Raw genomic sequence first — 26,412 nt, forward strand, 5'->3', positions numbered from 1 at the left:
AAGACCACCAGGTAATATCAATGTAATCCCCCGGCATAAATGTCGCCAAACCATTATTTGCTCCTCCTGATAATGACGCATATGACCTGTCCACATCTGGAGTATCGGCGTGAGTCAAACGACGAACAGTTCGACCACACACGAGCATACTGCACTGTCACAGGCCAGTTCGTCCAACCGATGCGGGCCGATATCTGTAACGATCGGTACGATCTCGATCATTCGGAACACTGTGAAATCTACCGCGAGAACCGTGGGGAGGAAGACTCGTGAGCTACGAGAACTACCTTGCCGGCGATCCGATGATCATTACGGCGGCCTTGACTGGTGGGGTACACGGAAAGGAGGCGAACCCGAATCTGCCAGAGACCCCCGACGAGATCGGGCGAGCAGCCGCGGCCGCGGAGGATGCGGGGGCCGCCGTAGTCCATCTCCACGCGCGGCGGCCGAACGGTGAGCGATCATTCGCTACTGAGCGATTCGAGGAGATCGATGAGGCGGTTCGAGCACATGCTGACGATATTATCCTCCAGCATTCGACGGGCGGAACCGGCGCACCGGTCGAGCGTCGTGTGCTCCCGCTTCGGACGGATCCGCCGCCGGAGATGGCGTCGCTCGATATGGGTCCGCTGAACAGATACGACCATCTGACGAGTGAGAACACACGAGCAGTGGTCGATACACTGTACGATGAGATGCAGGAGCGCGGTATTAAGCCGGAGTTAGAGGTGTTCAACGACGGTCATCTGAACGAGGTTTACGGGTTGCTCGAACGGCATGAACTTGCCGAGCCCGTGTATGCAACCCTGATTTTCGGAGAGGGGACACTCACTCGCCCCCGGCCGCGCAATCTGCTGAACGCGGTCGAGAACCTTCCAGACGGTGCCCTGTACAATACACTCGGGTTCGGTCCGCATCAATTGCCGTTTGCGACGATGGGGATTCTTTTCGGTGGGCACGTTCGCGTCGGGTTAGAGGATAACGTTTACTACCAGCGTGGCACACTCGCTGAGAGTAATGCACAACTCGTCGAGCGCGTCGCCCGTGTTGCCACCGAACTCGGACGTGAGGTTGCGACGCCCGCACAGGCACGGGACATTCTGGGGCTCTGAACGGATGTCGCTGTACGATTTGCTGGCCGATTTATCGGTCGAGATCGCGGACTACGAGATCGAACTGTACGAGCAGGAAACGACGAGCGAATTCAAGCGAGTAACGAGTGTCGTTCGGCTATCTGGTAGTGGAGAGACAGGCACAGGGGAAGACGTTACCTACGAACCCGAAGTTCATCGGGCACTCATCGAGGACAATCCATCGCTGCCAATCGCTGGAGAGTACACCCACCGATCGTTTTCAGACACGGTCACAAGTCTCGACCTGTTCGGAGCCGCCGATCCAGACCGTGCTGACTCACACCACTACCGCCAGTGGGCCTTCGAGAGTGCTGCACTCGACCTCGGGTTGAAACAAGCAGACACAAACCTCGCTGCCATGCTGAACCGTGAGTACGATCCGGTTCGATTCATCGTCAGTACGAGACTAGGAGAGCCACCGACGCTCGACCGATTATTCACCTGGTTGGATATGAATCCCGAACTGGAGTTTAAACTCGATCCTACGTCCAACTGGACCCAGGAGATCGTCGATGAGTTGGCAGCGACTGGGGCGGTAACGGTCGTCGATCTAAAGGGGAAATACAGCGGCACTCCAGTCGATCAACGGGCGGATCCTGACCTATATGAACGCGTACTCGACGGGTTTCCGGAGGCGCTTATCGAGGATCCAGAACTCACCGACGAAACACGACCGCTGTTTGACGGCCACGAACACCGTGTGACGTGGGATTATCCGATCACAGGCGTCGAATGTATCGATCAACTCCCGTTTGCGCCCGAGTGGCTAAACATCAAGCCGTCGCGGTTCGGTACCGTTGAATCGGTTCTCGATACGATCGAGTACTGTACCGAAAATGATATCCAAATGTACGGAGGTGGACAGACCGAACTAAGCGTTGGCCGGAAACATATTCACGCATTCGCGTCGATATTCTATCCGAACTCGCTAAACGATATCGCACCCCGGGAGTTCAACGACCCGATACCACGTGCTGGACTCCCAGCGAGCCCACTCCATCCTCGGAGTGATCTTGACGGGCTCCACTGGGTGTGAATCCGGGCCAGAGAGCCACTCTTCGACCGGGCGTCAATGACGAATCCGCGGTCGATTTCTCATCATCGTATCCGGTGCACCTCTGAGACGACAGATGACATCGATGTTACGCCCTAACCCAAGTATCGCATGAATTATATATTGATCTGGCTGCAACGTAGGTATTGTAGTGAACGTAGAGAGACCAGCACAATCGAGCGCACGGATCGTAGTCCCCACCAGGGCCAAGAGTGGCTTGGAGATGAGTACGTAATGGTGGCTCTTGGGATCAACATAACAGGTCTGCCGAAGCTAGTGTGCAAACACTACTCGGTACGATTATCGGGTGCCACAGAAGGGGTTGGCAACTGGCAACAACGCTGGTTCACCACGCCGATTCGCGTCGTTAGCTTCTGGACGGCAGTCGTACTCCCCTTTCTGTATCTCCCGCTAGTCGCGGCAGGTCTCGATTCCACCAGTGAGATCACTGGCTTTGCGGTCCTGCTCGTGTTGAATCTCATAGCCCTACTGTTGGGACACGACTACAACTCAGGATAAGTGTTCAAGCAAATCACTCAGCCGCGAATCCCGACCGCATCCCGTGCCACAGCCTCAACCACACCCAGTAGAACCGAACCCCTGGGCTAACTCGGGCGGCGGTCGATCAAGCAGACGGACATCACACCAATCACGCTAACGCAATCATGACAACGACAGAACGCACTACGCACGAAATTGTGACCCGGGTAGCCGAACAGGAAGGGATCCAGCGCACCGAGTTACCCCCCTTGGCCGAGTGTATCGATCCAGATGCGTTGGAGACGTTGGTTGACTCCGGGGTAGACTATATCGAGTTCGAGTACTGCAAGCATCGAGTCGTAATCAAGCAGTCCGAGGTAACGGTCCGAACGGCCAACTGACGGACTCTTTGCCTCTGGCCCCTCGGCAGGAATAACAGAACTGATGAAGTCATCGGTCGACTTCAGCTCCAAAGAGTCGAGATATCAGTTCGCATAGCGAGGACTTGTTTTCGATATGCGTGAGCGAATGAGAGTCGAGGAACGATCGTGGATCTGGTTTAGAGCCACTCGTTCGACCAGGCTTCGATCGCACCGAAGACAGGGCAAAGTGACTCCCCTTTCTCCGTGAGTGAGTAGTACGTGGCAACAGGTGCGTCTTCTTCGAGCCGGCGATGGACGAACTCGGTATCCTGGAGATCGTCGAGAACCCGCGAGAGCGTCCGCGAACTCGCTCCGGTCGAGCGTTTGATCTCGTTGAACCGCTTCTCATCACCCTGGAGATCGTAGAGGATGATAAGCCGCCACTGTGATGCGATCTGATTCAGTGAATCGATAACCGAACACGCACTTTCACCGTACCGTTCCTCAGTCTTGGACTGTCCATTAGCTTGAGCCATCTGTTTGGTCCTACATACCAATATATTCTCTAGACACATATAGATTCGTTTTCGAACCAGGTAACATTTTGAAACTGGGAGAGACACCAATGTCCTCGGCTAACGAGTATATCTCCCGGTACCACGACCGTCGGAGCATACACAAGTAGCTCCAAAAGCAAGTTATCGACGTGATGCCAGCGGCGAGTAGACTACTGCTCGGATCAGAGACCAATCAGTCACAGAGCCCAGAGATGAGCTGACATGTCCGGCCCACATGGAGACCAGCCGTTGATCACGGCGGGAGCGCCTTTCGAGGTCGCTGAGGCTGCGCTCATCCTCGTCCACGGCCGGGGAGCGCGCGCCCAGAACTTCGTCCAGATAGCCGATGAATTCCACCAACACGGTGTCGCGTATCTCGCTCCACAGGCTGCGCGAGACACGTGGTACCCGGATGCGTTCACCGCACCTATCGAATCGAATGAGCCCGAGCGTTCGTCGGGATTACAGGCGATCGACAATGCAGTACGTGAGGCGACAGACGCGGGAATTCTGAGCGACCGAGTCATGATCCTCGGATTCTCCCAGGGTGCATGTCTGGCCAGCGAGTACGTCGCACACACACCCCGGAGATACGGCGGGCTTGCAGTGCTGAGTGGTGGTCTCATGGATGAATCCGTCGATCTTGCTGACTACGATGGCGATCTCGAACGCACGCCAGTGTTTTTCGGATGCAGCGATGATGATCCGTACATTCCCGAACGTCGGGTACACAAATCGTCGGCAATATTCGAGCAGTTGAATGGTGACGTGACAAAACGGCTCTACGAAGGGTTGGGTCACGGCATCAACCAAGACGAGCGTGAATCTGTCTCGGAGATGGTCGCGAACCTCCTGAAGTAGAAAACCGACGACTACCTCGAAGACTGATTACAAACCAATTTTTCGGCTTCGGCGTGTGCTCAGTCTGGGGTGGCTGGTGACATCGGTACTATCTACTAACCGCCATGTCACCAAACCTACATGTAGGGCCGAGACCAACGTCGGTAATGTAATGAAACAACCGTCTCCAGACGCTCACGAATGGGACTTCGAGAAGCGCGGCGCCGTCGGTATCTGGAACTTCCACGGATGGGAGGGCTGGGACAACGAGGAACTCGAATCACTCAGCAATCACTATCGCACGCGTGCAAGCAAGGCAGATATTACCGCGACGGTCGCAATCTTCGGCGAAAAAACGAACCTGCCGGCGGAAACGCAGGAGTATATGGCCAGTGAGTGGACGGACAACGTAAACTACGCCGATGTCCAGCGAGTTGCGTTCGTCGCCGAGGGAATCACCGGCATGGCCGTCAAGTCGCAACTCGAAGTCGACGCGAAAACCGAAGACTTCGATACTCTCGACGCGGCGCTCGAGTGGGCGAGGCAATAAGTAACAGTCGTGCTCACGTCGGTACCGACGTAGAAGAGACCCAATTGACAAGCACGAACATACCACAGATCATGGCAAACGAGACACCCGGCCTGCATCACGTATCAGTGATGGCAGGTCATCCTCAGGAGACCGTCGACTTTTATACCGATGTGCTCGGGCTCAAACTCATCAAGCAAACAGTGAACTTCGACGATAAGTTCATGTACCATCTCTATTATGGAGATCACTCGGGCTCGCCGGGGACGATCATCACCGTCTTTCCCTCTGCACGTGGGAGAGAGGGACGAATTGGGAAGGCTCAGCCCTCTGCGACCGCGTTTACCATTCCGAGCGACGCTGTCCAATACTGGTGTGACCGACTCGAGAGTCGTGGCGTAGATGTTACAACGCCTTCCGAACGTTTCGGCGAGACCGTGCTGACGTTCCGCGATCACGACGATCAGCCACTGGAGTTCGTCGCACGCGATACCGATCGGCCTCCAGTGACTGGGTCAGTTCCCGCAGAATACGCGATTCGTGGGCTTCACAGTGTCACCCTGTTGTCGGCGAGTGTATACCATACTGCGGCGACACTGGAAGTACTGGGGTTTACATTGATCGGTCAGGAGGGTGACCGCGTCCGGTATCGTTCGCCAGGGCCGGCTGCTGCCACTGTCGATCTTCTCGAGAGAGAGTCGTCGTATGGCCGGGAGGGGATCGGAACTATCCATCACATTGCATTCCGCGCCGGCAAGGGGACACTTTCTGAGTGGCGCGAATGGCTCATAGACGCGGGATTAGAGCCCACCTGGATCAAGGACCGACGGTATTTCGAGTCGATATACTTCCGTGAACCGGGTGGCATCCTGTTCGAAATTGCAACCGACAATCCAGGGTTTACGATCGATGAAAACCGAGCGGATCTGGGGACCTCATTGCAACTCCCCCCACAGTACGAATCAGATCGAGAGATGATCACCGAACAACTTCCCGCCCTCGATCTATCCTCTACCTGACCTTTTGTGAGTTTGTACTGAGTTGGTTCACGGTATTTAGCTCCGCCTACGCGGCGACGATTATACTGTTGTATCACCAGCGGACCTGCTGGCCTCCGGCTCGACGAATGCATACTCGACGAGTTGTCCACCCAACAAGTGTGTTCATTGCGCTGCTCAGTTGGCAACCGACTTCCAGAGTGATCCGGTTCCGCGCCTCGATCGCTCGATAACGCCATCGGTAGCAAGTTCCTGTAGCCGTTTTTCGGCTGTCTCGTCTTCGAGTTCGTAGACTTCCGCGACTTCACGCGTTGCAACAGGAGTATACTGCTCGATAAACTCCGATAACGGCCGTGGTGCGGTCTGCTCCAGTCCTGGATCTACCGCTTCCAACTCTGAGACAACAGTCTCGAACGACTGTGAGCCGGCGAGCCACTGTTTCGTATCGTTTCCCGAGATACGGAACGTGGGAAAGGTCTGGACGCCGAGATCGCGGGTATAGGCTCTATCTTCTTCGAATGCCGCTTTCGCTCTGTCACTCTCGATATCCGTTTCGAGTTTGTCAGTGTCGAGACCTACGTCCGCTGCTAATTCGAGGAGAACATCTCGTTCGTCGATTTTCCGCCGTTCCGTCGCGAACGCTTCGCGGAGTCGCCGAAGGTATTGATTTGCGAGATCCCTTTCCTGAAACTCTGCTGCCTCGAACGCAATCGAGGCCGGGTACGAAGACTGTGGCGGGTTTTCATGCCAGACGTCAGCGTCGACTGGCATCCCGTGACGAGCTGCTGCTTCCTCCCAGTGGGGGGCGACATCCGAGGGCTCCGTGATCCCGTTCGCCGGATCGTGAAAGGAATCGAAATCTGCAATCAATCCACCCATCACGAACTCAACATGAAGTTGCTTGCCGTACACTTCTTCGAGACGGCGGAGGAGCGGCTCTGCACCCCAGCACCACGTACAGAACGGATCAGTAAACTCGGTGATTGTCACTGACATCGGACTAGAGCACTCCGATATCTGCGGCGTACGGCCACACCGTGCTCGAAAGGGCAAAAAAGACAAGTGCCCCAGCAAGCAGACCCACGTTTTTCAGGAAGTGAATCTGTTCGTTCTGTCTGTCCTGTCCCTCCATGGCCCAGAAATCGTGCATCACCGGAGTAGTCCCGATCAGAAAGGCGATGATTGCTATCGCACCGAGGGCCGGGTACGCACCAACGAGAATTGATCCCGCGCCTGCGAGGAGCGTCACCGACATCATCGGGACCATGAACCGCGGCGCGGGCGCCCCTTTACTCCGGGCGTATGCAATCGTGTTCGAGAGATCCAACAGGTTCCCGAGTGCGAGGTAACCGAGAATACCTGCGAACGCGATCCGAGCCAGGAGAAACGCCTCAGCGGTGACTGTCGATTCGAACGTCATCGGGAGACGCCCTCCAATCCTGCGGTACCTTCATCTGTTCTGTGCTGCTGTGATTGTTTCAATTTGTTCATCACACTCCGACAAAGGGACCGTGACTACATAAATTGTCAAGTATATTAAACATTACCGGGAGGAGTTATGATAACCAGGTATACTGTGGTATATCGGATATGCTGTGACGGGAAATCAGATACAGGATATATAGCCAAGAATGTCGTATAATGAAAGGGAACGACCATGAATTCCGGCGATAACGACGAAGTGGTTGAATTGAATCCAGAAGCCTGTCCGACCGTCGAATCACTGGACGCCATCGGGACGCAGTGGCGGCTGAACGTGCTGTACGATCTGCAGGACGGCGAAAAGCGATTTAACGAAATCAAAGAATCCACAGGTGCGAGTTCAAGAACTCTCTCTCAGACGCTAGATCGACTACAGGCGATAGGGCTTGTCACAGAACGAACGGAACGCGATGCGCCAATAGCTGTCTATTATAAACTCACAGAACGTGGAGAAGCCTTAGAGACGGTTTTTGACGAACTTGACGCGTGGGCGCGAGAACACATGGACGTTACCGAACCCGATATCTAAACTGCGACTTACATCATCCAGGTGGCGGTGCACAGATTAACACCAGTCAGAGTGTCTGTTTCTGCCAGCAAACCAGCCGAATCCCGGCAGCCTCCGAAAATCTGAGGGTTTCGGACAGTCGGAAGGCACCGTCTCCGGGCAAACTGAAAGGACGTTCACGTCTTGTGCGGCGCTACGCGCCGGGGAAGCGGTGCAACCGCCACTCACAGAGTTCGGGAGACGGCATTCGCCAGTGAGACACTCCCGACGAAACAGCCACATTTGTCGAACCCATGGCGGAACTGGTTGGGGAGCTCAGCCAACCACAGCGGGACGAACCCGTACTGACGTTTATATCCAATCACGGGACCAGCACGGTCCATGCCCGAGCAAGCCCACATCATCGCTGGCCGCTGTACGACCGTCTTCGAGGGAACCAGAGAACAGGAACAGCACGGCGAGATGCTCGTCGTCGTCAAGCCCGACAACACCGTCCTCGTTCACGACGCGGACGGCTACCAGCCAGTGGCCTGGCTCACCCGTCCCGACTCTGTCACTGTAACCAGCGATACTGTCGCCGCCCGCGACGGGGACCAGTCGCTCACCGTCACGGTTCACGAATCCCGCACCCACGGGCGACACCAGATCAGCGAGGCAGGGCTTCCGGTCGGTGACTGCCCGGAATGTGGCAACGAACTGCTCCGGACCGACGGCAGGATTTCCTGTCCCGACTGCGAGACGGCCTCTCCGGTTCCCCGTGACGCGACGGTGCTCAACGACCGGTGTGCGGACTGCGGACTCCCCCGGGTGCGGGTGCAGCGTGGCTGTTCGCTGGTCTGCTGTCCCGACTGTGACTCACTGACTGACCGCGTGCGCGAGGCCTTCGACCGCCAGTGGGGCTGTCCGGAGTGTGAGGGCGACCTCCGCGTGCTCTACCGCGGCGGACTCCTGCTGGGCTGTGATCGCTATCCCGACTGCGAGGTGGCCTACTCCTTCCCGACGGGCACCCACGATGGCGAGTGCGAGTGTGGGCTCCCCGTCTTCGAGACGGCGACGGGCCCGCGCTGTCTCGACAGCAGGTGTGAGTCACACCACGCCAATGTCGCGGACTGAACCGCAGGCATGGAGGCTCCTGCGGTATCCACCACCTCTATGCCCGTCGGTCGCAAACTGAGAGTATGCGAATCGAATTCGACCGGGATACGTGTATCGGCATGTTCCAGTGTACCGCGGAGTGGGACGCGTTCGAGCGCGACGAGGACGACGGCAAGGCAGACCTGGCCGATAGCGAGGAGACGGACGAAGATCTCTTCGTTCGCGAGGTGCCCGAGGGCGAGGAACTCGACGCGAAATTCGCTGCTCGGAGCTGTCCGGTCGACGCGATCGTCGTCTACGACGAGGACGGAGAACAGCTAATCCCGTAGTTACTCGAACTCGCCTTCCTGAACGTCCTGTTCCGGCCGGGCGGCCATCGTGATCCGGTTGCGCGGGAAGAAGTGTGCCAGATCGGTCGTCGTCACGATACCGACGGGCTCTCCGTCTTCCGTGACGGGGAGTTTCTTGACGGCGTTGTGCCCCATCCGCTCGCCAGCGACGTGGACGGCCTCGTGTGGGCGGACGGTCACGACAGGATCTGTCATGATCTCTTCGACCGGCGTCGAGTCGAGATCGAGCCCTTCACTGACCGCACCGACAACGTCTGTCTCCGTGATGATCCCCTCGATGATGTCGTCCCCCACGACGAGTGAGCCGATGCTTTTCTCGCGGAGCACCTGTGCGGCTTCGGTGATCGTGGTGTCGCTCGTGACCGTCGCAACGGGTGAACTCATGATCTCCTCGACAGGAGTTTCTTCTTCGGACATAGCTGTCCCTTCGGTGCGGTCTGTCTTTAATTCCGGTGGCTGTTCCCGCGGTCGTTCAGACAGGAACGACGACGACCGGCCGTTCGGTCTCGGCGAGTAGCTCCCTGGCGGTCGATCCCGGTGGCTCTCCTGCCGTCTCGGGGTCGCCGCGATTGGCGCCGATGACAATCTCGTCGGCGTCGTATTCGTCAGCCAGTTGTCGGAGCACCCCCGAGATGGTCTCGCTTTCCGGGAACGAATCGGGATCGAGAATTTCGACGGCAGGTTCGATCAGGCGAGTCCGGGCGACGTTTCCGGCGTCGCCGGCGTCCCGTTCGGAGACTTGACTATCGGGAATCGAGCAGAGATAGGCCGTATCATCGCTGTCCAGACGCGGGCCGAGATAATCGCAGGCCGCGGCCGTCGTATGGACCGAATCCGTGCCGACGAGGACTGTTGTCATGGGTCAGTATCGGGGAGCCGAGCAAATATAGCCACGGTCCGCGGTCAGTCCACGATGCCGTAGCCCCGCCGGAACAGCCAGATATCCAGCCCGATCACCAAGGCCGTGAACGCGCTCAACACCAGTAGCGCCATCGTCGGTTCCACGTCGGAGTAGCCAAGGAAGCCGTACCGGACACCGTTGACCATGTAGACCATCGGGTTCGTCAACGAGAGCAGGCGGTAGACCGTCGGGAGCACGTCCAGCGAGTAGAAGACGCCGCCAAAGAACACCAGCGGCCGGACGATGAACTGATTCATCACCGTCAGGTAGTCGAAATCCTGCGCCCAGAGGCCACCGATGATGCCGAGGCCGGCAAAGAGCACCGAGATGACCAGCATGAACGCGACGAGATACAGCGGTTCGGCGATGACCAGCGAGCGGTCGGTCAATGTCACGAAAACCAGGCCGATGGCTGCGATGATCGATCCGACGAGAACGCCGCGAATCGCCGAGGCGATGACGTAGGCGGCGACGAACATCCAGTTCGACAGCGGTGAGATGATGACCGTCTCGATGTACTCGTTCCAGCGGCCGTGAAAGATCGAAAACGAAGCGTTCTCGAAGGCGTTCGAGATCGTGCCGAGAACGATCAGCCCCGGCAGCAGGAAGACAATGTAATCGAAGCCAGCGATTTTGTCGATCCGACCGCCGAGGATCACGCCAAAGACGGCGAAGTACAGCACGTTCGTGATCATCGGCGGCAGGAAGGTGTTCCGCGGACGGCGAACGAACCGAAGGATTTCCCGGCGGAGCAGCGCCTGAAAACCGGTGAGTCCGCCGGCTTTCTGCCCCGCCTCGGCGGCCGTCGTCGCCTCCGTCCCGAGGAGTGAGATGTCCTCGGCCTGTCCGGTGCCGCCGTCTGTGCGAGCCTCGTCTGCCTGTTCAGCGGCGTCACTCATGCTTGCCCCTCCGCGGTACGAGTCATGTCGACGAACACTTCTTCGAGCGACGCACGGCGGATGTCCAGATCCGAGACGGTGTAGCCGTCGGCCTCCAGATCACGGAGGATATCGGGGACGAGTCCGCTGCCGCCGCGGGCGGTGACGAGGAGGCGGTCGTCGTCCATCCGGGCGGAGACGACACCCTCGCGGTCGATGTTGGGGGCAGTTGCGGGCGGATTTTCGAGGCCGATATCGAGCGTGTCAGTGCCGCGGCGAGTGAGTTCGTCCGGCGTCGCCACCTCGACTTTCCGGCCCTGATCGAGAATCGCCACGCGGTCACAGAGCCGTTCGGCCTCCTCGATGTAGTGGGTGGTGAGCAGGATGGTCGTCCCGGCGGCGTTCATCTCCTCGATGATCTCCCAGAGGTCGTGTCGGAGTTGCACGTCGACGCCAGCGGTCGGTTCGTCGAGAATCAGCAGTTCCGGCCCGGAGACCAGCGCGCGGGCGAGCATGAACCGCCGCTTCATCCCGCCGGAGAGTTGGTGAAAGCGAGCGTCGGCCTTCTCGGCGATATCGACCATTTCGAGCGCTTCGCGGGCGCGCTTGCTTGCGGTCTTGCGGTCGAAGCCGTGGTAGCCGGCCTTGTGTTCGAGCACCTCCTGGATCGGGAAGAAGCGGTCGACGTTGTACTCCTGTGGCGCGAGACCGATCCGGTCGCGGACCTCGCGGTAGTCGTCGACGACATCGTAACCGAAGACGGAGGCTTCGCCGCCGCTGGCGCGGACCAGCCCCACAAGAACGTTGATGAACGTCGTTTTGCCCGCGCCGTTTGGACCGAGCAGACCGAAGAACTCACCTTCCTCGACCGACAGCGAGAGGCCGTCGAGCGCCTGCACGTCGCCGTAAGATTTCTCCAGATCACGAACGCGAATAGCCGCATTCATTACCTGAAAGGAGGCGATTCACGCGGTTAAGGCCGTTGCACTGGCCCTAAAATGATAACTGTCGTGAGACGACTACTCGGCGTCGCCAGTCAGGATGTCGATATCGGTCTCGCGGTCGTCGTTCAGAAAGTCGGGGTCGCCAGCGCGGGACGAGATATCGACCGACACGTCGACCGCGTGTTCGTAGGCTTCGTCGATTGCCTCGGTGGCCTCGTCCTCGTCGTCCAGATCCAGCAGTTCGCGGGCAATCGCGTCCTTGGCCTGCATATCCGAGTGGAAGGGGACGTACATACTAGCTAGTTCGGTCTCCAGGGTGGTATGGGTTGTGCCGGGCTATTCGAGGAGGGACTGGCCGGTCATCTCCGCGGGCTTCTCGACCCCGAGGAGACGGAGAATCGTCGGCGCGAGGTCTGCGAGCGTACCGCCGTCGCGGATTTGCTCGTCGCCGTCCGTGCCGTCGGGCGCGCGGTAGAAGACCGGGACCGGATTGGTCGTGTGAGCGGTATGCGGCTGTTCGGGCGTGCCCATCTCGTCGGCGTTACCGTGGTCAGCCGTAACCAGGGCGTGGGCACCCGCATCTGCGAAGGCATCGAGCAGGCGTGAGAGATTCGCATCGACGGCCTCGACGGCTTCGACGGCAGCCTCGAAGTCGCCAGTGTGGCCGACCATATCCGGGTTGGCGTAGTTGAGCACGATCACGTCCGGGTCGTCCTCCTCGATGCGTTCGATGGCCTGGTCGGTCACGCCCGCAGCGCTCATCTCCGGCTGCAGGTCGTAGGTAGCCACGTCAGGGCTAGGGACGATTTCGCGGAATTCGCCCTCGAACTCGACTTCCCGGCCGCCGTTGAGGAAGTAGGTGACGTGGGGGTATTTCTCGGTCTCGGCGATGCGAAGTTGTGTCAACCCGTGAGCGGCGAGCACCGCACCGAGCGTGTTTTCGGGCTGGTTGGGCGGGAAGGCGACGGGCAGGTCGAAGGTCTCGTCGTACTCGGTCATCGTCACGAACTCGATCTTCGGGGGATTGGTCTCGAACGACCAGACCGGATCGATATCGGCGAGCATCCGCGTCAACTGCCGGGCGCGATCCGACCGGAAGTTGAAGAAGATTGCCGCGTCGCCGTCGTCGAGCGCAGGGCCGCCCTCGATCAGCGTCGGTTCGATGAACTCGTCGGTCGTCTCGCGGTCGTAAGACGCTCTCACCGCGGCGGGGGCGGACTCGGCAGTATACTCCGCCTCACGCGAGACGATAGCGTCGTAGGCGCGTTTGGTCCGCTCCCAGTTCTCGTCGCGGTCCATCGCGTAGTATCGTCCGGAGACGGTTGCGATGTGGCCGGTTCCCTGCTCCTCGGCGTGGGCCTGGAGTTCGTCGAGATAGCCCGCGCCGGATTTCGGCGCGGTGTCTCGGCCGTCGGTGAAGGCGTGGGTGACCGCTTCGACGCCGCGGTCGGCGGCGAGTTCAATCAGCGCGTGGAGATGAGACTGGTAGGAGTGGACGCCGCCGTCGCTGACGAGGCCGAGTAGATGCAGGCGGCCGCCAGACTCCTCGACGTGCGCGAGGGCGTCGGTGATGGCGTCGTTGTCGTCCAGCGGCGGGTCGGTCGGATCCTCGAACGAGCGGTCGGTGCTACCGACCGCCTCCTGACGTGGCGGCGAAGCCGCCACGCGCTCTTCGCCGCGCCAGCGCGCGATGGCGTCGGTGATCCGGGCGGATTCCTGGACGAGCACCCGGCCCGCGCCGATGTTGAGGTGGCCGACCTCGCTGTTGCCCATCTGTCCCTCGGGAAGGCCGACACGGCGGCCGTACGTTTCGAGCGTGCTGGACGCGGCCGTCTCGCGGAGGCCGTCGACCGTCGGCGTCTCCGCTGTGGCGACGGCGTCTCGGGCCTGCTCGTCCGGATTCAGCCCCCAGCCGTCGAGAATGACGAGTCCAATCTTCATACTCGGTGCTCGGGCCGCCCGCCTACGACGTTTTCGGAACTGGCCGGTGAGTGAATCTGTCGAGTAGGTTGGAGAGCCCACCGGAATTATGTGCCCGCGGCGAGTTGGCTCAGATATGACCAGCCAACTGCTCTCCGAGGACTTCGCCGAGAACATCGTCACGACCGCACGGACGGCGACGGGCGATAGCCTCCGCTCGGTCACCTACTTCACGCGGTCGGATTTCGACCAGTTGTATCTGCGCGACGATCTCGAACAGGACGCCGACCTCAACACCTTCGTCGGCCACGAATGGCGCGGTTACCGCGAGACCCAAAACGCCTACCAGCAGTCGGAACTCGGCCAGTGCAAGTTCACCGTCCGCTCGTTCGAGAACGGCTATCTGCTCCGGGTCGCCGAGGACCGCCGGGGCGTGCTGATCACCACCGACGGCCTCTCGATGCAGAGCTACGAGGAAATCGCCGAGGCGCTGAAACGAATGTTGCAGGACGCCGACGAATAGGTGATCGCTGTCGCCGTCGAGGTGTGATCAGTCGTTGCCGCCGACGTTTTCTACACTTCTGAACGACGGCGGATCCGGTTCGATGTTCGCGTATTCAACCGTCCGCTGGCCGAGGACGGCGACTCGTTCGGCCATCTTCTCGTCGACGAACTCGCCCTCGTCGAACTGTTCGTAGGCGTTCGGGACCACCGCCTGATGAGGGATCACCCAGGCGTTGAGCGCCCGACAGATCGACCGCAGATGTTCGACCGTCCCGGTTGGGAACTTCCCGCCGGAGATGCCGAGCAGGCCGACCGTCGTGTTCTCGAACTCGTCGAATCCCGAGTAATCGAGCGCGTTTTTCAGCGGGGCGGAATAGGAGCCGTGATACATCGGAGAGCCGAGAACGATAGAATCGGCGCGCTGGAGTTGCTCCTGAAGCCTGTCGGCGTCACCGGCCTCGCTGTCGTCTGGATCGAACACCGGCAACTCGTACTCCCGGAGGTCGATCATCGTCGTCGTTGCGCCAAAGTCCGCTGCCTCGCTCAGTGCGTGTCGAAGGGCAATCCGTGTGTAACTGGCGTCTCTGAGGCTGCCACAGAGTCCTGCAACGTGTGGTTGCTCACTCATACCCTGATTACAGAGAGGGATGCAAAAATAGCCACGGGGCTTGAGATGCCAAGAGGTTTATTTTGAGTTACCGTATACCAAGATAGTGGCACAGCCTCTCCGCTTTCGATTCTCGCCTCACTCCTGGAGCGACTCGCAGGTTCGCTCCCAGATCCTCCAGCCCTTGCAGTCGAACATCGGCGCCCAGTCGGTCGACCCGCGGTTCGATATCAACGGCCCCTGGGAGACCTACCGCTTCGAGATGGACAACGACGATATCGCCCTGTTTGCGACCGACGAGGACGCTTACTGGATGGGCAACACCGAGACGCCCGAGTCGCTGTGGCGCACCGACAAGATCGACTGGGAAGAGGCCCCCTATCCGGTCGCGCGGTGGGCCCAGCGCGAACTGCTCGATACGCTGCACGAGCGGGATCCGTGGCTGGAATCGTATCCCTATCTCTCGTGGTTCTTCCTGCCGGTGTTCATGTCCAAGGACGGCCGCGGGTCGACGCAGGATTTCTTCAGGAAACACGCCGCGGGCTTTCCCGAAACCGGCTGGCGGGAAGCGGTCGCCTTCTTCGAGAACTTCCTCGCAACCGGTGTGCTCGACGAGTACCGCTACACGATGGCCGGGAAACTCGGGACGAGTCCGTCGGTCGACGACACCCGGATGTCCGCGGCGATGGCGGAGTTCATCGGTGCTAAACTGCTGACCGAGGCCGGCTACGATGTCGTGCCCGAAATCGAAGTGACGACCGGACATTCGCTGGATTTCCGGGCGACCGATTCGGAGACGAACGTCCTCGTCGAGGTGACACGGCCAGTCAATCCCGACGACAGGCAGGCGGCGGCCGTCGCTGCTGTCCGCGAGACGGCGGCGACGAAGACCAGCGGCCAACTCGCCGAACACGGCGGCGGCGCAGTACTGTTCGTCGATTGCTCGAATTTCCGTCGTGTACAGTGGGAGGAGGTGCTCGACGAACAGCCCTCGGTCGGTCACCGGCCGGCAATCGTCTATCGCGCGCGCCCCTCCGGACACATCGAGGGCTACGCTGAAGGACGGCTTCCGCTCGCTCTCGACGAGTCGATGGAGTTCGTCTGACCCGCTCGGAGAACGCGAGCGAAACCATCATAGGTCCGCTGTTGGATGAGTACAACAGATGGTCTCCGCGACAGGCAGCCTTCTCGCGATCATGTTCGTCGCGGGGAGTCTGCTCTGTGTGTTCGGGGTCGTGAGCTATCGGCGGCGAGACGATCCCGGATCGACGCTGTTTGGCGTCTTCGTCGGACTGTGGGGAGCCATGCCGATCATCGACGCCGTCGCCGGCGCCGTTCTCGGAATCGCCGGAGTGTCCGGGATTCTGTGGGTCGTGGCAGTCGTGCCGTGGTTCCTGTTTACGCTCCAGTACACCGGCAGAGAGTTCGGGTACCGAAGTTGGCTCTTCTTGCTGGCTCCGGCGCTGGGTGTGCTTCCGTGGCTCTGGTCGGCCAGTATGGGACGGGTCGTCCCCGCCTTCGAGGTGGTCGGGATTCTCGTGTTCGTCTACTACGCTGCGGTGGCGGTCATCGGATCGTTGCTCGTCCTGCAGGCGGCAAACAGGTACGGCCACCTCTCGCTGGCACAGGGGGTGTGGCTGGCACTGGCCGGAGCGATTCCAGCGGTGACGATGAACACTTTCGGCGTGTTGACCGAACAGTTCGACGATGCGCTGCTGTTCGGGGTCTACACCGCCGGACTAGTCGGGAGTTGTGTCGTCGTCGCGCTCGCGCTCTTCTGGGAGGACGTGTTCGACTCGACACCTGCCGCGGGAACGGTCGGCGAACGAGCGATCATCCGCGAGACGGAAGACGTGATCGTCATCACCGACGACGGGGGTGAGGTGATCCTGCACAACGAGACGGCTGACCCGAAAGTACTGGCCTTCGAGGGAGACGTGGTCGGTGATCCGATCGAAGTCCCACTCGGACTCAGTATCGACGACCTCGCCGCGAAGGAGACGGTCGAACTCCAGACCGACGAGGGGATCCGCCGGTTCGATCCGCGAGTGACGGCACTCACGGACCAGCACGACCGGCGGATCGGATCGATGATCAGTCTGCGGGATATCACCGACCGAGAGATCCGTCGCCAGCGACTGACGGTGCTCAACCGGATCGTCAGGCACAACTTCCGCAATCAGGCGAGTGTGATCAAGGCCAACACCGAGGTCGTCGCCGACGAACTAAACGACGAGCAGCTGCTCGACCGACTCGATACCGCCGCCGAGTCGGTGGATTCGCTGACCGCGCTCAGTCACAAGGCGAAAACAATCGAGACGATTCTCGGCGACGAAAGCGAGACGACGACCGTCGACCTCCGTGGTGTGCTCGACGATATCGCAGCCGAAAGCAGCGAGCGGTGGCCGGAGGCGACGGTCGCGGTCCGAGAGTGTCCGGACGTGCGTATCGAGGCCAACCGTCGAGCGGTCGAGTTCGCCCTCTCGAATCTCGTCGAAAATGCGGTCGAACACGCCGACAACGATGCCCCCGCGGTGGAGTTGGCCGGGTCAGTCGAGCGTGACGCACAGCGAGTGACGATTACGGTCGCCGACGACGGGCCGGGCATCCCCGACCGGGAGGTCGAAGTACTCGAAGCAGGAGAGGAAACGCCGCTGAAACACGGCAGCGGAATCGGGCTCTGGGTGACGAACTGGACGGTTCGCGAACTCGGCGGCGAACTCACCTTCCCCGAGCGTGGGCCGGACGGGAGTACCGTGGCCGTTCAGTTGCCGACCCGACCACGGACGGATTCCCAGTCAGCCTAAAAGGTGGGACCGGCCGTCACCGCGGGACGTACGGATTCAGCGGTGCGGTCACCCGCGCCAGGACCTGCAGGAACTGCTCGCGGAGCGTCGGCGCCGGGCGACGAGTCGTCGCGGTTCGGAACGCCCTCCCCCCGCAGTGCGGACACTCCGTCGGAAAGTCGGTCACGACGGACTGACAGTCGAGACAGACGTAGTGCCGGTCAGACTCCGTCTGTCCTGAGTGATCGTCCCGGATGGTGGTCGGACCGCGAGCAGTTCGTGCGGGTCGGTCGGCTGTTTGGTCTGTGCGATGCATCTGGTCGTCAGGTCCACGTTGTTGCGGACCGGTGTGGTTCCCCATGTGTGATCCCCGTCTGCTGGCGTCGTTGCAATACGATACCGGTGCCTGCGGGAGCGCGAGACAACGGCGACTGGTTGGACGGCAAAGCGAACTGGCATCTCCGGGCTCGGCGCGGAGTCAGTCAGTCTCCGAACACACCAGACGGCCGACGATTGTCGCGGACAGCGGTGCAACGCTGTCCGTCCCCCGTTGGCGACTGACCTGTTCGCGACCCACCAGTATTAACGTTGAGCCTGAAATTCAATGCAGTTTATACTTCTGTGGCAACTGGCGTGTGAGATAAAAGGGTCCGCAGGAGAGCCCGCGGAATTATGTGCCGGGTCGAACTAAGCAGGGATATGCGAGACGTATATCTGGTCGGGGCGGGACAGACCCCCTTTGGCTCCTTCCCGGAGCGGAGCTACCGGGACCTGTTCGCCGAGGCGTATCAGAACGCACGAGAATCGGCCGATAACCCGCCGGATCCGGACGATATCGACGAGGCTGTCGTCGGGTCGCTCGGTGTCGGCGGACGACAACTCGGGCTCTCCGGACCCGCGGTCACCGAACACGTCGGCCTACACAACGTGACCTGTTCGCGGATCGAAAACGCCTGTGCAGCGGGCGGGTTCGCCGTCCGGCAGGCGATTCAGGCGATCAAAAGCGGGATGGCCGATGTCGTCGTCGCCGGTGGCTACGAGGTGATGACAGACATGTCCAGCGACGCGACGAAGTACTGGCTGGGTGTCAGCGGCGAGACCGAGTGGGAACGACTGACTGGTACTACCTTCGCGGGCGTCTACGCCCAGATGGCAAGCGCCTATCTCGACGAGTACGACGCGACCACGGAGGACCTCTCCCGCGTCGCCGTCAAGAATCACGGTAACGGCGCGAAGAACCCGAAGGCACATCTCGGCTTCTCCTGTTCGCTCGAAGACGCGGTCAGCGCGCCCGATGTCGCCGCGCCGCTCAATCTCTATCACTGCTGTCCGACCTCCGACGGCGCGGCCGTCGCGCTCTTTGTCAGCGAGGATGTCGTCGATCAGTACAGCGACGAGCGGATCCGCGTCGCTGGCTCCGGCGGCGCGAGCGACCACGTCGGCCTCGCAGAGCGGGACAGCTACACCTCACTGTCGGCGACGAAAACGGCCGCCGAGTCGGCCTACGAGGAGGCCGACGTTGCGCCCGACGATCTGGATTTCGCCGAGATTCACGACTGCTTCGCCATCGCCGAACTGCTCGCCTACGAGGATCTCGGCTTCTGCGAGGAGGGGCAGGCACACACCCTGCTGCGTGAGGGCGTGACCGATCCCGACGGCGACCTCCCGGTCAACACTTCCGGCGGGCTGAAATCGAAGGGTCACCCCATCGGCGCGACGGGGACCGGACAGGTCGTCGAGGTTTTCGATCAACTCACCGGTTCGGCGGGTGAGCGCCAACTCGACGATCCGACGCTCGGGCTGACACACAACGTCGGCGGCAGCGGCGGGGCGACCGCTGTACACATCTTCGAGCAGGAGGTGGGACGATGACGGCAATCGAACAACTCGGTACGTACGTCCCGCGGTACGCGCTCTCGGCGGAGACCGTCGAGGAAGCGTGGGGGCAATTCCACGGGGCTGGCATCGAGCAGACGGCCGTCCCCGGCGGCGACGAGGACACGCTGACAATGGCCTACGAAGCCGCGGCGAACGCGCTCGCCGCCAGCGACAGAAACACGGCGGAAATCGACCGGTTGATCGTCGCAACGACGACCCCGCCGCTCGAAGAGGAAGCGATGGGGTCGCGCCTGCGGAGCACTCTCGGACTCGACGAGTCGATCCGCTCGCGGCAACTCACCGGGAGCACACGCGCGGGCGCCGAGGCGCTGCTGACCGCGGCAGAAGCCCCCGGGACGGCGCTGGTCGTCGCCAGCGACAGCCCGCGGGGCGCACCCGACAGCGAAATCGAGCAGGCCGGCGGCGCGGGCGCTGTCGCCGCCGTCGTCGGCGACGACGACGGGGGAGAGATCACGGATCACGCCGCCCACGTCGAGGCGGTCCCCGGAACGCGGTTCCGGCCGGCAGGTGACGGCGAGACCGACGGACTAGGAATCGCGACCTACGACAGAGCGGCCTACACCTCCGCGGTCGGTGCCGTCGGAACCGAGGTCGGCGTCGAGGGTGTCGATGCCGTTGCTCTGCAGGCCCCGAACGGCAAACTCCCGTATCGGGCGGCAGGTGCCCTCAACGTGGAGACAGAGACGATTGCGGCCGGCACGAACGTCTCACAGATCGGCGACACCGGCGCGGCCAGCACGCTGTTCGGATTGGCGACGGCCGCCCGGTCCGAGGCAGAAGAGACGGTGATCATCGGCTACGGTTCCGGTGACGCGACTGCCCTCGCAGTCGACGGATCCGTTCCGGTTGCGACAGATCCCCACGACGAGATCGTTCCGACCGAGCGGAAGTCGCTCAGCTACGGCGAGTACCTGCGAATTCGCGGAGAGATCACCACCGGCGAACCGGAAGGCGGCGGCGCTTACGTCAGCGTCCCGAGTTGGAAGCGCACGATGCCCCAGCGGCACCGACTGGTCGCCGGGGAGTGTACGGACTGCGGAACGCTCGCGTTCCCGCCGGAGGGTGCCTGTACGGAGTGTGGGACCTTCGAGTCCTACGAGCAGATCGTACTGCCTGGCACCGGCACTGTCGAGGCGGCGACAGAAATCGGCGCGGGCGGCGCGCCGCCTGAGTTCGTCGAACAGCAGGCCAAGGCCGGCGCGTACACGAGCGCAGTTGTTGCCCTCGACGGCCCCGATGGTGGCTCGGTCTCGATCCCGGCACAGGTGCTGGGCGACGAGGAGACGACGGTCGGTGATCGCGTGACCGCGACGATTCGGCGCGTCTACACCCAGGAGGATGTGATTCGGTACGGGTTCAAGATGCGCCCGCTGTCAGAGCCCTGATCGGTTCTGACCCGGAGACTGTCCGTCTGCTTTTTTATCCCCGATGTGAGTATGGTCGGGTATGTCGGGAGACGATTCAGATCGCTCACTCGGCGGCAAGTTCGCAGATGTTCTCGACAGCCTCGGACTGGAGAATCTGACCGACGACTACCGCGACCACAAACGGGAGGCCGACGACCGACTCGAACGTGCCTTCGAGGTGGGGCCGAAGGCGGTAGCGACGACGCCGGAACTCGCTGAGGTCGACAAGGTGAACGTCCACCGCGACGGCGGAGACGTGCTCGTTCCGGTCGTGACCGTCATCTTCGAGGATGGCGGCGAACCTGCAATGGAGACGGTCTGGCGACTTACGGATGAGATTCTGTCGGCGATTCACCCGGTCTTTCGAGACCAGCACGTCCGTCACTACGACATCCAGTTCGGCTACGCGAACGCGGAGGAGACGGAGGCGGTCTTCCGGCGGATGACCGCTCAGCAAGAACTCGCCGAGGAGTTCGTGACCGATCCGACGGTAGATATCGAGATGCTCCGTGAGCGAATCGAGGCGGGAGACGACGGCGACGACGGCGTCCCGCCGGTGTACTGGCAGGTCTTCGACGCTCGTTCGCCGGCCGGGTCGGGTGCGTACGCTGGCCCCGCACCAATCTATGCGGCCTGTCAGCGTGAGCCATCCAGTGCGGTCGGCGAGGTGCTTGCCGGCCAGGAGATGGTCTACACCGGTGGTGCGGCCGGGTTCTGAGAGTTCCGAACTCGTTTTGTGTCACAGAGACGTACGGAGTCTAATGGCAGAGAAGACCGAACTCGAAACCGAGACCGAACAGTCCCCAGCAGAAGCGGCGGAGATGCTCCGTAACATCGCCGACGAAATCGAATCCGGCGACGAGATCACGGTCAAAGGGAACGACGCAGCGATCACCGTCCCCGGGACCGTCGAGAAACTCGGGACAGAACTCGAAGTCGAACACGAGATCAAAGGCAAGTACGATCAGGTCGCCGTCGAGATCGAATTCGACTGGACGATCATCCCCGACGAAGAAGACGAGGATCACTCCGAGTCGTCGGAGTAGTCGCGATAGACGCCCTTTTGTTCGAGATTCGCGCGCTTTCGGACGATCGGCGGCGTGCGACAGCGCCCGGGTTCGCCGGTCGCCTGCGGAACCGTACAGTTGTTACAGCTCTCACAGAGCGCGCGCTCACCACGGAGCAGTCGGGCGGGAAGCCGCGGCTCCGCGTAGAAGGGGCGGCCGATCCCGACCAGATCGGCAGCCGGCTCCGAGCCGCCAAGCAGTTCGTCGGCGTGCTCACGCTCGCGAATCCCACCTTCACAGAGGACCGGCACGTCGACAGTCTGGCGGACCCGCCGACAGATGTCTGCGTTCCAGCCCGGTTCGGCCGGAAACTGGCGGGCCTGTAAGCGATTGAGGGCGGAGACGGCACGCGCTCGGAAGCGAGAGCCGAACACCGAGGCGTACTCGGACTGCAGATCTTCGGCCGCCCACGCACGGTCGGGGTAGGCCCCGCGGATGAGACTCATATCCCAGTAGACCGAGCAGTTGACCGGGACGAGTGCGTCGTAGCCGGCGTCGTCGAGGCGTCGGGCAATCCTGACGGTGTCCTCGGGAGAAAGATGCGTCCGAACGAACGGCGGGGCCGCCGTCTCGGCGGGAATCTTCGTCACGAGTGGGATGTCGCCGGCGTGTTCTCGAACAGCGTCTCGGATTGCGAGCAGAAAGCGAGCGCCGTCGCCGAACTCGTCGTTGCGGTCGTTGTAGTACGGAGAGAGAAACTGCTGAATGATGCCCATGTTGGCTCCGGAGAGGTGGATGCCGTCGTAGCCCGCGTCGGCCGCGTAGCCCGCCGCGCGGCCGAACTGCTCGGCGAGTTCGCGGACCTCAGGAGTCGAGAGCACCTGCGGATCGAGGTCGATCAGTCCCGCCCGGTCGGCGAGTCTGAGATGGAGGGGTGGCTCGGAGACGGCGAGTTGTCCCTCGTCGGGGTTGCGCTCGCGGTACTCGCTGTGCCAGAGGCTCATGCTTCGGAGGCCGCCGTGGGCCAGTTGGACGAAGATCCGCGAGCCGTGCTCGTGGATGCGGTCGGTCAGTTCTGAGAGTCGATCCACGAAATCGGGGTCGTGGACCCGGGTCATGTTCGGCGCGGCACAGCCACCCTCCCCGGTGACGATGCTCGCACCCTGACAGATCAGTCCTGCGCCGGATTCGGCGGCCGGTTCGAGTTCGTCGATGTAGGTGTCGACGGCATCGGGGCCGTTGCCGGCGCATTCGAGTAATGGAGCGCGATAGAGGCGATTCGGGAGTTCGACGCCGCCGATTTCGACGGGATCGGTAATTTCCGAGTCAGTCGCTTGTGGATCGGTTGCGGTCATGAGTTATCGGTCGACGACGAGCAAAGTAACGCGCTCGCGGACCAGATCGCTGAGCGTCCCGTCAGTCGCGGCCAGTTCCCGGTCCGTGACCTCGAAGTACGAGCGCAGTCGCTTCTCCTCGGTTGCGTCGAGTGTCGATTCGGGGTCGAGTTCGGCTTCGAGTGCCGCCGCAGCGTCTCGTTCTGCTTCGGTCGAGGGTCGGTCGGCGGTCCCCACGGGGTCGCCGCGGTAGTCGTGAGCGTCGCAGTCGACAGCTACCCCGACGACGGGACACTTGCCGGCGGAGACACCCATCTCCAGCGCGCGGTTAATTTGGCGGCGGCCCGCCGCGTACAGCAGGATCTCGACACCCGGATCGTCGGCGATGGCCTCGCCGCGCTCGATTGCCCGGACAGCGTGATCGACGGCGCGGCGGAGGTGGGCGGCGTCGGCGACGTAGCGGGCGTCGAAGGTCTGGACAGTGACGCCGTGTTCGGCACCAATCGCACTGATCTTCTCAACGAAAGTATCGATGTCGTCGATTTCGGTGCAGCCTTCCACAAGATGCATCAGAAATCACCCAGGTTCGCCTGATCGTCCGAAGCGCCGGCGTCGCCGTCAGTATTACCGCCGTCCGGTGTCGTCACCTCCGCAGATTCGACATTCGGATCGGGCACGACATCGTCCATCGATGGATCACGGTGGCCGGCGTTTTCGAGAATGTTCTCTGCGGTCTTCTCGCGGCCCCGAAGTGCGGCGAGGACGACCGATTTGTCGGCCTCTCGTAGCGCCGCCCGGTCTTCGATGCCGGCGTCGTAGAGTCGACGGGCGCGCTTCCGGCCGACGCCGCGAACTCCTGCGAGGTCGACCAACTCCGCCCGGACGCCGTGTTCGACCCGAAGCCGTGCCTCCCGGATTGCGCCGCCGACGCCGAGACCGAGTTCGGTCGACAGCGACTCCGCCGCGCCGAGCAACCACTGTGCGGTGTCGACTTTCCCACGGATATCGCCGGGCCCGATTCCGTACCGGTCGGTAATCTCCGATTCGTCGAGTTCGCTCGCCCAGTCTTCGAGCAGGCGGGCGGTTTTCAGCGCCGACAGCCAGTCGTCGAAGTCGTCGTCGAACTCCGAGGGCGCGTGGCCGAGTAACTCGCTTTCGCGCTCGTGGGCGAGCATCGTGTACTCCTCATCCTCCCCCGAGCGCAGGTAGAGTTCGTACATGTCCGGCGTCCGGCAGACCAGATGATAGAGGCCAAGCGGCGTCGGATCGCCGTCTTCGAGGCCGTCGATAATTTCGGCGGCGCTCATCGGATCGAGATAGAGCCGCGAGACGGTGTGGCCGAGGTTCGTCGCCGAGAGGTCGTCGCCCTCGCGTTCGAGGAAGTCGTTGACTTCGAGATACTCGATCACGTCGTCGACGACGAGTTCGAGGCGGTCGCGGTCGGCGGTCTGGGCGGCGTACAGTGTGCCGTCGAGGAAGTCGAGCAGACCCTCCCGGGAGCGGGCGAACCCGGAGGCGACAGTCGCGAGGATGTGGGTGCGCAGCGCGGGTTCGGCGGCGAGTTTCGACCGCACTGGCTCGGGATCGGCCCAGACGTACCGCTCGAACAGTTCGTCGAGTTCGTCGTGGCCGGAGGCGAGCAGAACGGCCTCGCCGTAGGGGTCCCGGCCCGGTCGGCCGGCCCGGCCCATCATCTGGTGGACTTCGAGCACCGAGAGTGGTTGCATCCCGCCGGCGGTGCCGTCGTAGCGCCGCCAGTCCCGGACGACGACCCGCCGCGAGGGGGTGTTGACACCGGCGGCGAGCGTCGGCGTCGCGGAGACGACCTTGACGAGTCGGTCCCGGAAAGCGTCCTCGACGAGCGTCCGGTGGTCCCGCGAGAGCCCTGCGTGGTGAAAGGCCGCGCCTTTCTCGACGGCCTCGGCCAGGTCATCGCTCGTGTCCGTGTCGCTCACGTCGCGGATTTCCTCGGCAATGTCCGCGAGTTCGGCCTGCTCCTCGTCGGTCAGTGCGTCGCCGGTCGTGCTGGCGAGTCGGCGGGCCGCGGCCTCGGCGTTGCGCCGGGAGTTGACGAACACCAGCGTCGAGCCGTCGTCTTCGAGTGTATCGCGAACGATTGCGGCAGCCTGTTCCTCGCTCGATCTGACGGGCAGGCGTTGCTGGCTCCCGTCTTCGAGATGCAGCGCTTCGCCGTAGTGGACGCCCTTTTTGAGTTCGATCGGTCGCCAGTCAGAGTCGACCAGTTCGGCGTCGAGCCAGTCTGCGAGTTCGTTGGCGTTGCCGATGGTCGCCGATAGCGCGACCGTCTGCAGGTCGGGGTTCAGTGAGCGGAGTTTGGCGAGGGTCACCTCCAATGTAGGGCCGCGTTCGCCGTCGTCGACGAGGTGGACCTCGTCGGTGACGACACAGGAGAGGTCGTCGAGCCACTTCGCGTCGTTTCGCACGAGGGAATCTACCTTCTCGCTGGTGGCGACGATGATGTCTTTGCCGGCGAGCCATCCGCCGTCGGACTCGTAGTTGCCGGTCGTGACGCCGACATCGAGGCCGTACTGCTCGAACTCAGCGAACTCTTCGTGTTTCTCGCTTGCGAGCGCGCGCAACGGGACGATGTAGAGGGCCGTCCCGCCGCGGTCGACTGCGGCCGCCATCGCGAGGGTAGCGATGAGCGTCTTGCCGCTGGCGGTCGGAATCGAGGCGACGAGATTCTCCCCCTCGGTGACGCCGGCCTCGACAGCCTCCGCTTGTGGTGGGTACAGCGATTCGATCCCGTCGGCTTCGAGATGCTCGGCCAACCAGGAGGGAATCGCCGGAATCTCCGAACTATCCATTACCGATACG

The 26,412-nt window shown here is 61.7% G+C and carries 32 protein-coding genes; 18 read left to right on the forward strand and 14 right to left on the reverse strand.

What is annotated here, in order from left to right; translation table 11 throughout:
- Positions 1 to 81: 81 nt before the first annotated feature.
- From V8P86_RS02100 to V8P86_RS02115, 5 genes are all read left to right on the forward strand, one after another.
- Entirely contained in the window at positions 82 to 273 is a 192-nt protein-coding gene (locus V8P86_RS02100; RefSeq protein WP_336325583.1) for a hypothetical protein, read from the forward strand.
- Positions 270 to 1,112, forward strand: coding sequence for a beta-keto acid cleavage family enzyme (locus tag V8P86_RS02105; protein WP_336325584.1), 843 nt, complete (start codon positions 270 to 272; stop codon positions 1,110 to 1,112). Before V8P86_RS02100 ends, V8P86_RS02105 begins: the two co-directional genes overlap by 4 nt.
- A 4-nt stretch (positions 1,113 to 1,116) precedes the next feature.
- Positions 1,117 to 2,169, forward strand: a complete 1,053-nt coding sequence (locus V8P86_RS02110) for an enolase-like domain-containing protein (RefSeq protein ID WP_336325585.1) — start codon at positions 1,117 to 1,119, stop codon at positions 2,167 to 2,169.
- Positions 2,170 to 2,421: 252 nt separating this feature from the next.
- The gene (locus V8P86_RS19070) at positions 2,422 to 2,706 is read left to right on the forward strand and encodes a DUF8028 family protein (RefSeq protein ID WP_503629724.1); all 285 of its coding nucleotides are present in this window, start codon (positions 2,422 to 2,424) and stop codon (positions 2,704 to 2,706) included.
- 146 nt (positions 2,707 to 2,852) lie between these two features.
- The gene (locus tag V8P86_RS02115; protein WP_336325586.1) at positions 2,853 to 3,068 is read left to right on the forward strand and encodes a HalOD1 output domain-containing protein; all 216 of its coding nucleotides are present in this window, start codon (positions 2,853 to 2,855) and stop codon (positions 3,066 to 3,068) included.
- Between the two features lie 158 nt (positions 3,069 to 3,226).
- On the opposite strand, the gene V8P86_RS02120 is transcribed toward V8P86_RS02115, so the two are convergent.
- Positions 3,227 to 3,565, reverse strand: coding sequence for a winged helix-turn-helix transcriptional regulator (locus V8P86_RS02120; protein WP_336325587.1), 339 nt, complete (start codon positions 3,563 to 3,565; stop codon positions 3,227 to 3,229).
- Positions 3,566 to 3,808: 243 nt separating this feature from the next.
- Between V8P86_RS02120 and V8P86_RS02125 the strand changes: the two genes are divergently transcribed.
- The 3 genes from V8P86_RS02125 (at position 3,809) to V8P86_RS02135 (ending at position 5,974) form a co-directional block, all read left to right on the forward strand.
- The gene (locus V8P86_RS02125) at positions 3,809 to 4,447 is read left to right on the forward strand and encodes an alpha/beta hydrolase (protein ID WP_336325588.1); all 639 of its coding nucleotides are present in this window, start codon (positions 3,809 to 3,811) and stop codon (positions 4,445 to 4,447) included.
- Positions 4,448 to 4,598: 151 nt separating this feature from the next.
- Complete coding sequence (locus tag V8P86_RS02130) at positions 4,599 to 4,976, forward strand: hypothetical protein (protein WP_336325589.1); 378 nt, start codon at positions 4,599 to 4,601, stop codon at positions 4,974 to 4,976.
- Between the two features lie 71 nt (positions 4,977 to 5,047).
- The gene (locus V8P86_RS02135; protein WP_336325590.1) at positions 5,048 to 5,974 is read left to right on the forward strand and encodes a ring-cleaving dioxygenase; all 927 of its coding nucleotides are present in this window, start codon (positions 5,048 to 5,050) and stop codon (positions 5,972 to 5,974) included.
- A 156-nt stretch (positions 5,975 to 6,130) separates the two neighbouring features.
- Here V8P86_RS02135 and V8P86_RS02140 read toward each other — a convergent pair whose 3' ends face one another.
- Together V8P86_RS02140 and V8P86_RS02145 are read right to left on the reverse strand one after the other, a co-directional pair.
- Positions 6,131 to 6,949, reverse strand: a complete 819-nt coding sequence (locus V8P86_RS02140; RefSeq protein ID WP_336325591.1) for a DsbA family protein — start codon at positions 6,947 to 6,949, stop codon at positions 6,131 to 6,133.
- A 4-nt stretch (positions 6,950 to 6,953) separates the two neighbouring features.
- Complete coding sequence (locus tag V8P86_RS02145; protein ID WP_336325592.1) at positions 6,954 to 7,373, reverse strand: DoxX family protein; 420 nt, start codon at positions 7,371 to 7,373, stop codon at positions 6,954 to 6,956.
- Positions 7,374 to 7,610: 237 nt separating this feature from the next.
- Between V8P86_RS02145 and V8P86_RS02150 the strand changes: the two genes are divergently transcribed.
- The 3 genes from V8P86_RS02150 to V8P86_RS02160 all read left to right on the forward strand — a co-directional run bounded on the left by V8P86_RS02150 (position 7,611) and on the right by V8P86_RS02160 (position 9,367).
- The gene (locus V8P86_RS02150; protein WP_336325593.1) at positions 7,611 to 7,964 is read left to right on the forward strand and encodes a winged helix-turn-helix transcriptional regulator; all 354 of its coding nucleotides are present in this window, start codon (positions 7,611 to 7,613) and stop codon (positions 7,962 to 7,964) included.
- Between the two features lie 360 nt (positions 7,965 to 8,324).
- On the forward strand, positions 8,325 to 9,056 hold the full coding sequence (locus tag V8P86_RS02155) for a DUF91 domain-containing protein (RefSeq protein WP_336325594.1): 732 nt from the start codon (positions 8,325 to 8,327) through the stop codon (positions 9,054 to 9,056).
- A gap of 65 nt (positions 9,057 to 9,121) precedes the next feature.
- Positions 9,122 to 9,367, forward strand: a complete 246-nt coding sequence (locus V8P86_RS02160) for a ferredoxin (protein WP_336325595.1) — start codon at positions 9,122 to 9,124, stop codon at positions 9,365 to 9,367.
- On the opposite strand, the gene V8P86_RS02165 is transcribed toward V8P86_RS02160, so the two are convergent.
- From V8P86_RS02165 to gpmI, 6 genes are all read right to left on the reverse strand, one after another.
- The gene (locus V8P86_RS02165) at positions 9,368 to 9,805 is read right to left on the reverse strand and encodes a CBS domain-containing protein (RefSeq protein ID WP_336325596.1); all 438 of its coding nucleotides are present in this window, start codon (positions 9,803 to 9,805) and stop codon (positions 9,368 to 9,370) included. It lies immediately after the preceding gene.
- A gap of 55 nt (positions 9,806 to 9,860) precedes the next feature.
- Positions 9,861 to 10,247, reverse strand: coding sequence for a putative universal stress family protein (locus V8P86_RS02170; RefSeq protein ID WP_336325597.1), 387 nt, complete (start codon positions 10,245 to 10,247; stop codon positions 9,861 to 9,863).
- 44 nt (positions 10,248 to 10,291) lie between these two features.
- Complete coding sequence (locus V8P86_RS02175; protein WP_336325598.1) at positions 10,292 to 11,188, reverse strand: ABC transporter permease; 897 nt, start codon at positions 11,186 to 11,188, stop codon at positions 10,292 to 10,294.
- Positions 11,185 to 12,114: an ABC transporter ATP-binding protein gene (locus V8P86_RS02180; protein ID WP_336325599.1), complete on the reverse strand. Its 930-nt coding sequence runs from the start codon at positions 12,112 to 12,114 to the stop codon at positions 11,185 to 11,187. Before V8P86_RS02180 ends, V8P86_RS02175 begins: the two co-directional genes overlap by 4 nt.
- 72 nt (positions 12,115 to 12,186) lie before the next feature.
- Positions 12,187 to 12,405, reverse strand: coding sequence for a hypothetical protein (locus V8P86_RS02185; protein ID WP_336325600.1), 219 nt, complete (start codon positions 12,403 to 12,405; stop codon positions 12,187 to 12,189).
- Between the two features lie 42 nt (positions 12,406 to 12,447).
- On the reverse strand, positions 12,448 to 14,052 hold the full coding sequence (gene gpmI, locus V8P86_RS02190) for a 2,3-bisphosphoglycerate-independent phosphoglycerate mutase (protein WP_336325601.1): 1,605 nt from the start codon (positions 14,050 to 14,052) through the stop codon (positions 12,448 to 12,450).
- A 115-nt stretch (positions 14,053 to 14,167) separates the two neighbouring features.
- Between gpmI and V8P86_RS02195 the strand changes: the two genes are divergently transcribed.
- Positions 14,168 to 14,554: a DUF7522 family protein gene (locus tag V8P86_RS02195; RefSeq protein ID WP_336325602.1), complete on the forward strand. Its 387-nt coding sequence runs from the start codon at positions 14,168 to 14,170 to the stop codon at positions 14,552 to 14,554.
- 27 nt (positions 14,555 to 14,581) lie between these two features.
- On the opposite strand, the gene V8P86_RS02200 is transcribed toward V8P86_RS02195, so the two are convergent.
- Positions 14,582 to 15,163 carry an NADPH-dependent FMN reductase gene (locus V8P86_RS02200; RefSeq protein WP_336325603.1) on the reverse strand — a complete coding sequence of 194 codons (582 nt, stop codon included), beginning with the start codon at positions 15,161 to 15,163 and terminating at the stop codon, positions 14,582 to 14,584.
- Positions 15,164 to 15,248: 85 nt separating this feature from the next.
- On the opposite strand from V8P86_RS02200, the gene V8P86_RS02205 reads away from it, so the two are divergent.
- On the forward strand, positions 15,249 to 16,247 hold the full coding sequence (locus tag V8P86_RS02205; protein WP_336325604.1) for a DUF5784 family protein: 999 nt from the start codon (positions 15,249 to 15,251) through the stop codon (positions 16,245 to 16,247).
- A 58-nt stretch (positions 16,248 to 16,305) separates the two neighbouring features.
- The gene (locus V8P86_RS02210; RefSeq protein WP_336325605.1) at positions 16,306 to 17,949 is read left to right on the forward strand and encodes an ATP-binding protein; all 1,644 of its coding nucleotides are present in this window, start codon (positions 16,306 to 16,308) and stop codon (positions 17,947 to 17,949) included.
- 16 nt (positions 17,950 to 17,965) lie between these two features.
- On the opposite strand, the gene V8P86_RS02215 is transcribed toward V8P86_RS02210, so the two are convergent.
- The gene (locus tag V8P86_RS02215; RefSeq protein ID WP_336325606.1) at positions 17,966 to 18,244 is read right to left on the reverse strand and encodes a hypothetical protein; all 279 of its coding nucleotides are present in this window, start codon (positions 18,242 to 18,244) and stop codon (positions 17,966 to 17,968) included.
- A gap of 383 nt (positions 18,245 to 18,627) precedes the next feature.
- Between V8P86_RS02215 and V8P86_RS02220 the strand changes: the two genes are divergently transcribed.
- From V8P86_RS02220 to V8P86_RS02235, 4 genes are all read left to right on the forward strand, one after another.
- A complete protein-coding gene (locus tag V8P86_RS02220) occupies positions 18,628 to 19,800 on the forward strand; it encodes a thiolase domain-containing protein (protein WP_336325607.1) in 1,173 nt (390 codons plus the stop codon).
- Positions 19,797 to 21,212 carry a zinc ribbon domain-containing protein gene (locus tag V8P86_RS02225; RefSeq protein WP_336325608.1) on the forward strand — a complete coding sequence of 472 codons (1,416 nt, stop codon included), beginning with the start codon at positions 19,797 to 19,799 and terminating at the stop codon, positions 21,210 to 21,212. Before V8P86_RS02220 ends, V8P86_RS02225 begins: the two co-directional genes overlap by 4 nt.
- A gap of 61 nt (positions 21,213 to 21,273) precedes the next feature.
- Positions 21,274 to 21,951 carry a hypothetical protein gene (locus tag V8P86_RS02230; protein ID WP_336325609.1) on the forward strand — a complete coding sequence of 226 codons (678 nt, stop codon included), beginning with the start codon at positions 21,274 to 21,276 and terminating at the stop codon, positions 21,949 to 21,951.
- Positions 21,952 to 21,994: 43 nt separating this feature from the next.
- On the forward strand, positions 21,995 to 22,279 hold the full coding sequence (locus V8P86_RS02235) for an amphi-Trp domain-containing protein (RefSeq protein WP_336325610.1): 285 nt from the start codon (positions 21,995 to 21,997) through the stop codon (positions 22,277 to 22,279).
- On the opposite strand, the gene V8P86_RS02240 is transcribed toward V8P86_RS02235, so the two are convergent.
- From V8P86_RS02240 to V8P86_RS02250, 3 genes are read right to left on the reverse strand one after another with little or no spacing between them, the layout of a single operon-like run.
- On the reverse strand, positions 22,258 to 23,595 hold the full coding sequence (locus V8P86_RS02240; RefSeq protein ID WP_336325611.1) for an oxidoreductase: 1,338 nt from the start codon (positions 23,593 to 23,595) through the stop codon (positions 22,258 to 22,260). The genes V8P86_RS02235 and V8P86_RS02240 overlap by 22 nt on opposite strands.
- 3 nt (positions 23,596 to 23,598) lie before the next feature.
- On the reverse strand, positions 23,599 to 24,144 hold the full coding sequence (gene cgi121, locus V8P86_RS02245; protein ID WP_336325612.1) for a KEOPS complex subunit Cgi121: 546 nt from the start codon (positions 24,142 to 24,144) through the stop codon (positions 23,599 to 23,601).
- Positions 24,144 to 26,402 (reverse strand): ATP-dependent DNA helicase, encoded by a 2,259-nt coding sequence (locus V8P86_RS02250; RefSeq protein ID WP_336325613.1) that lies wholly within the window; start codon positions 26,400 to 26,402, stop codon positions 24,144 to 24,146. The genes cgi121 and V8P86_RS02250 overlap by 1 nt, the downstream gene beginning before the upstream one ends.
- Positions 26,403 to 26,412: the final 10 nt, after the last annotated feature.

Source organism: Halovenus anhuiensis (assembly GCF_037080055.1).
Classification (GTDB): Archaea; Halobacteriota; Halobacteria; order Halobacteriales; family Haloarculaceae; genus Halovenus.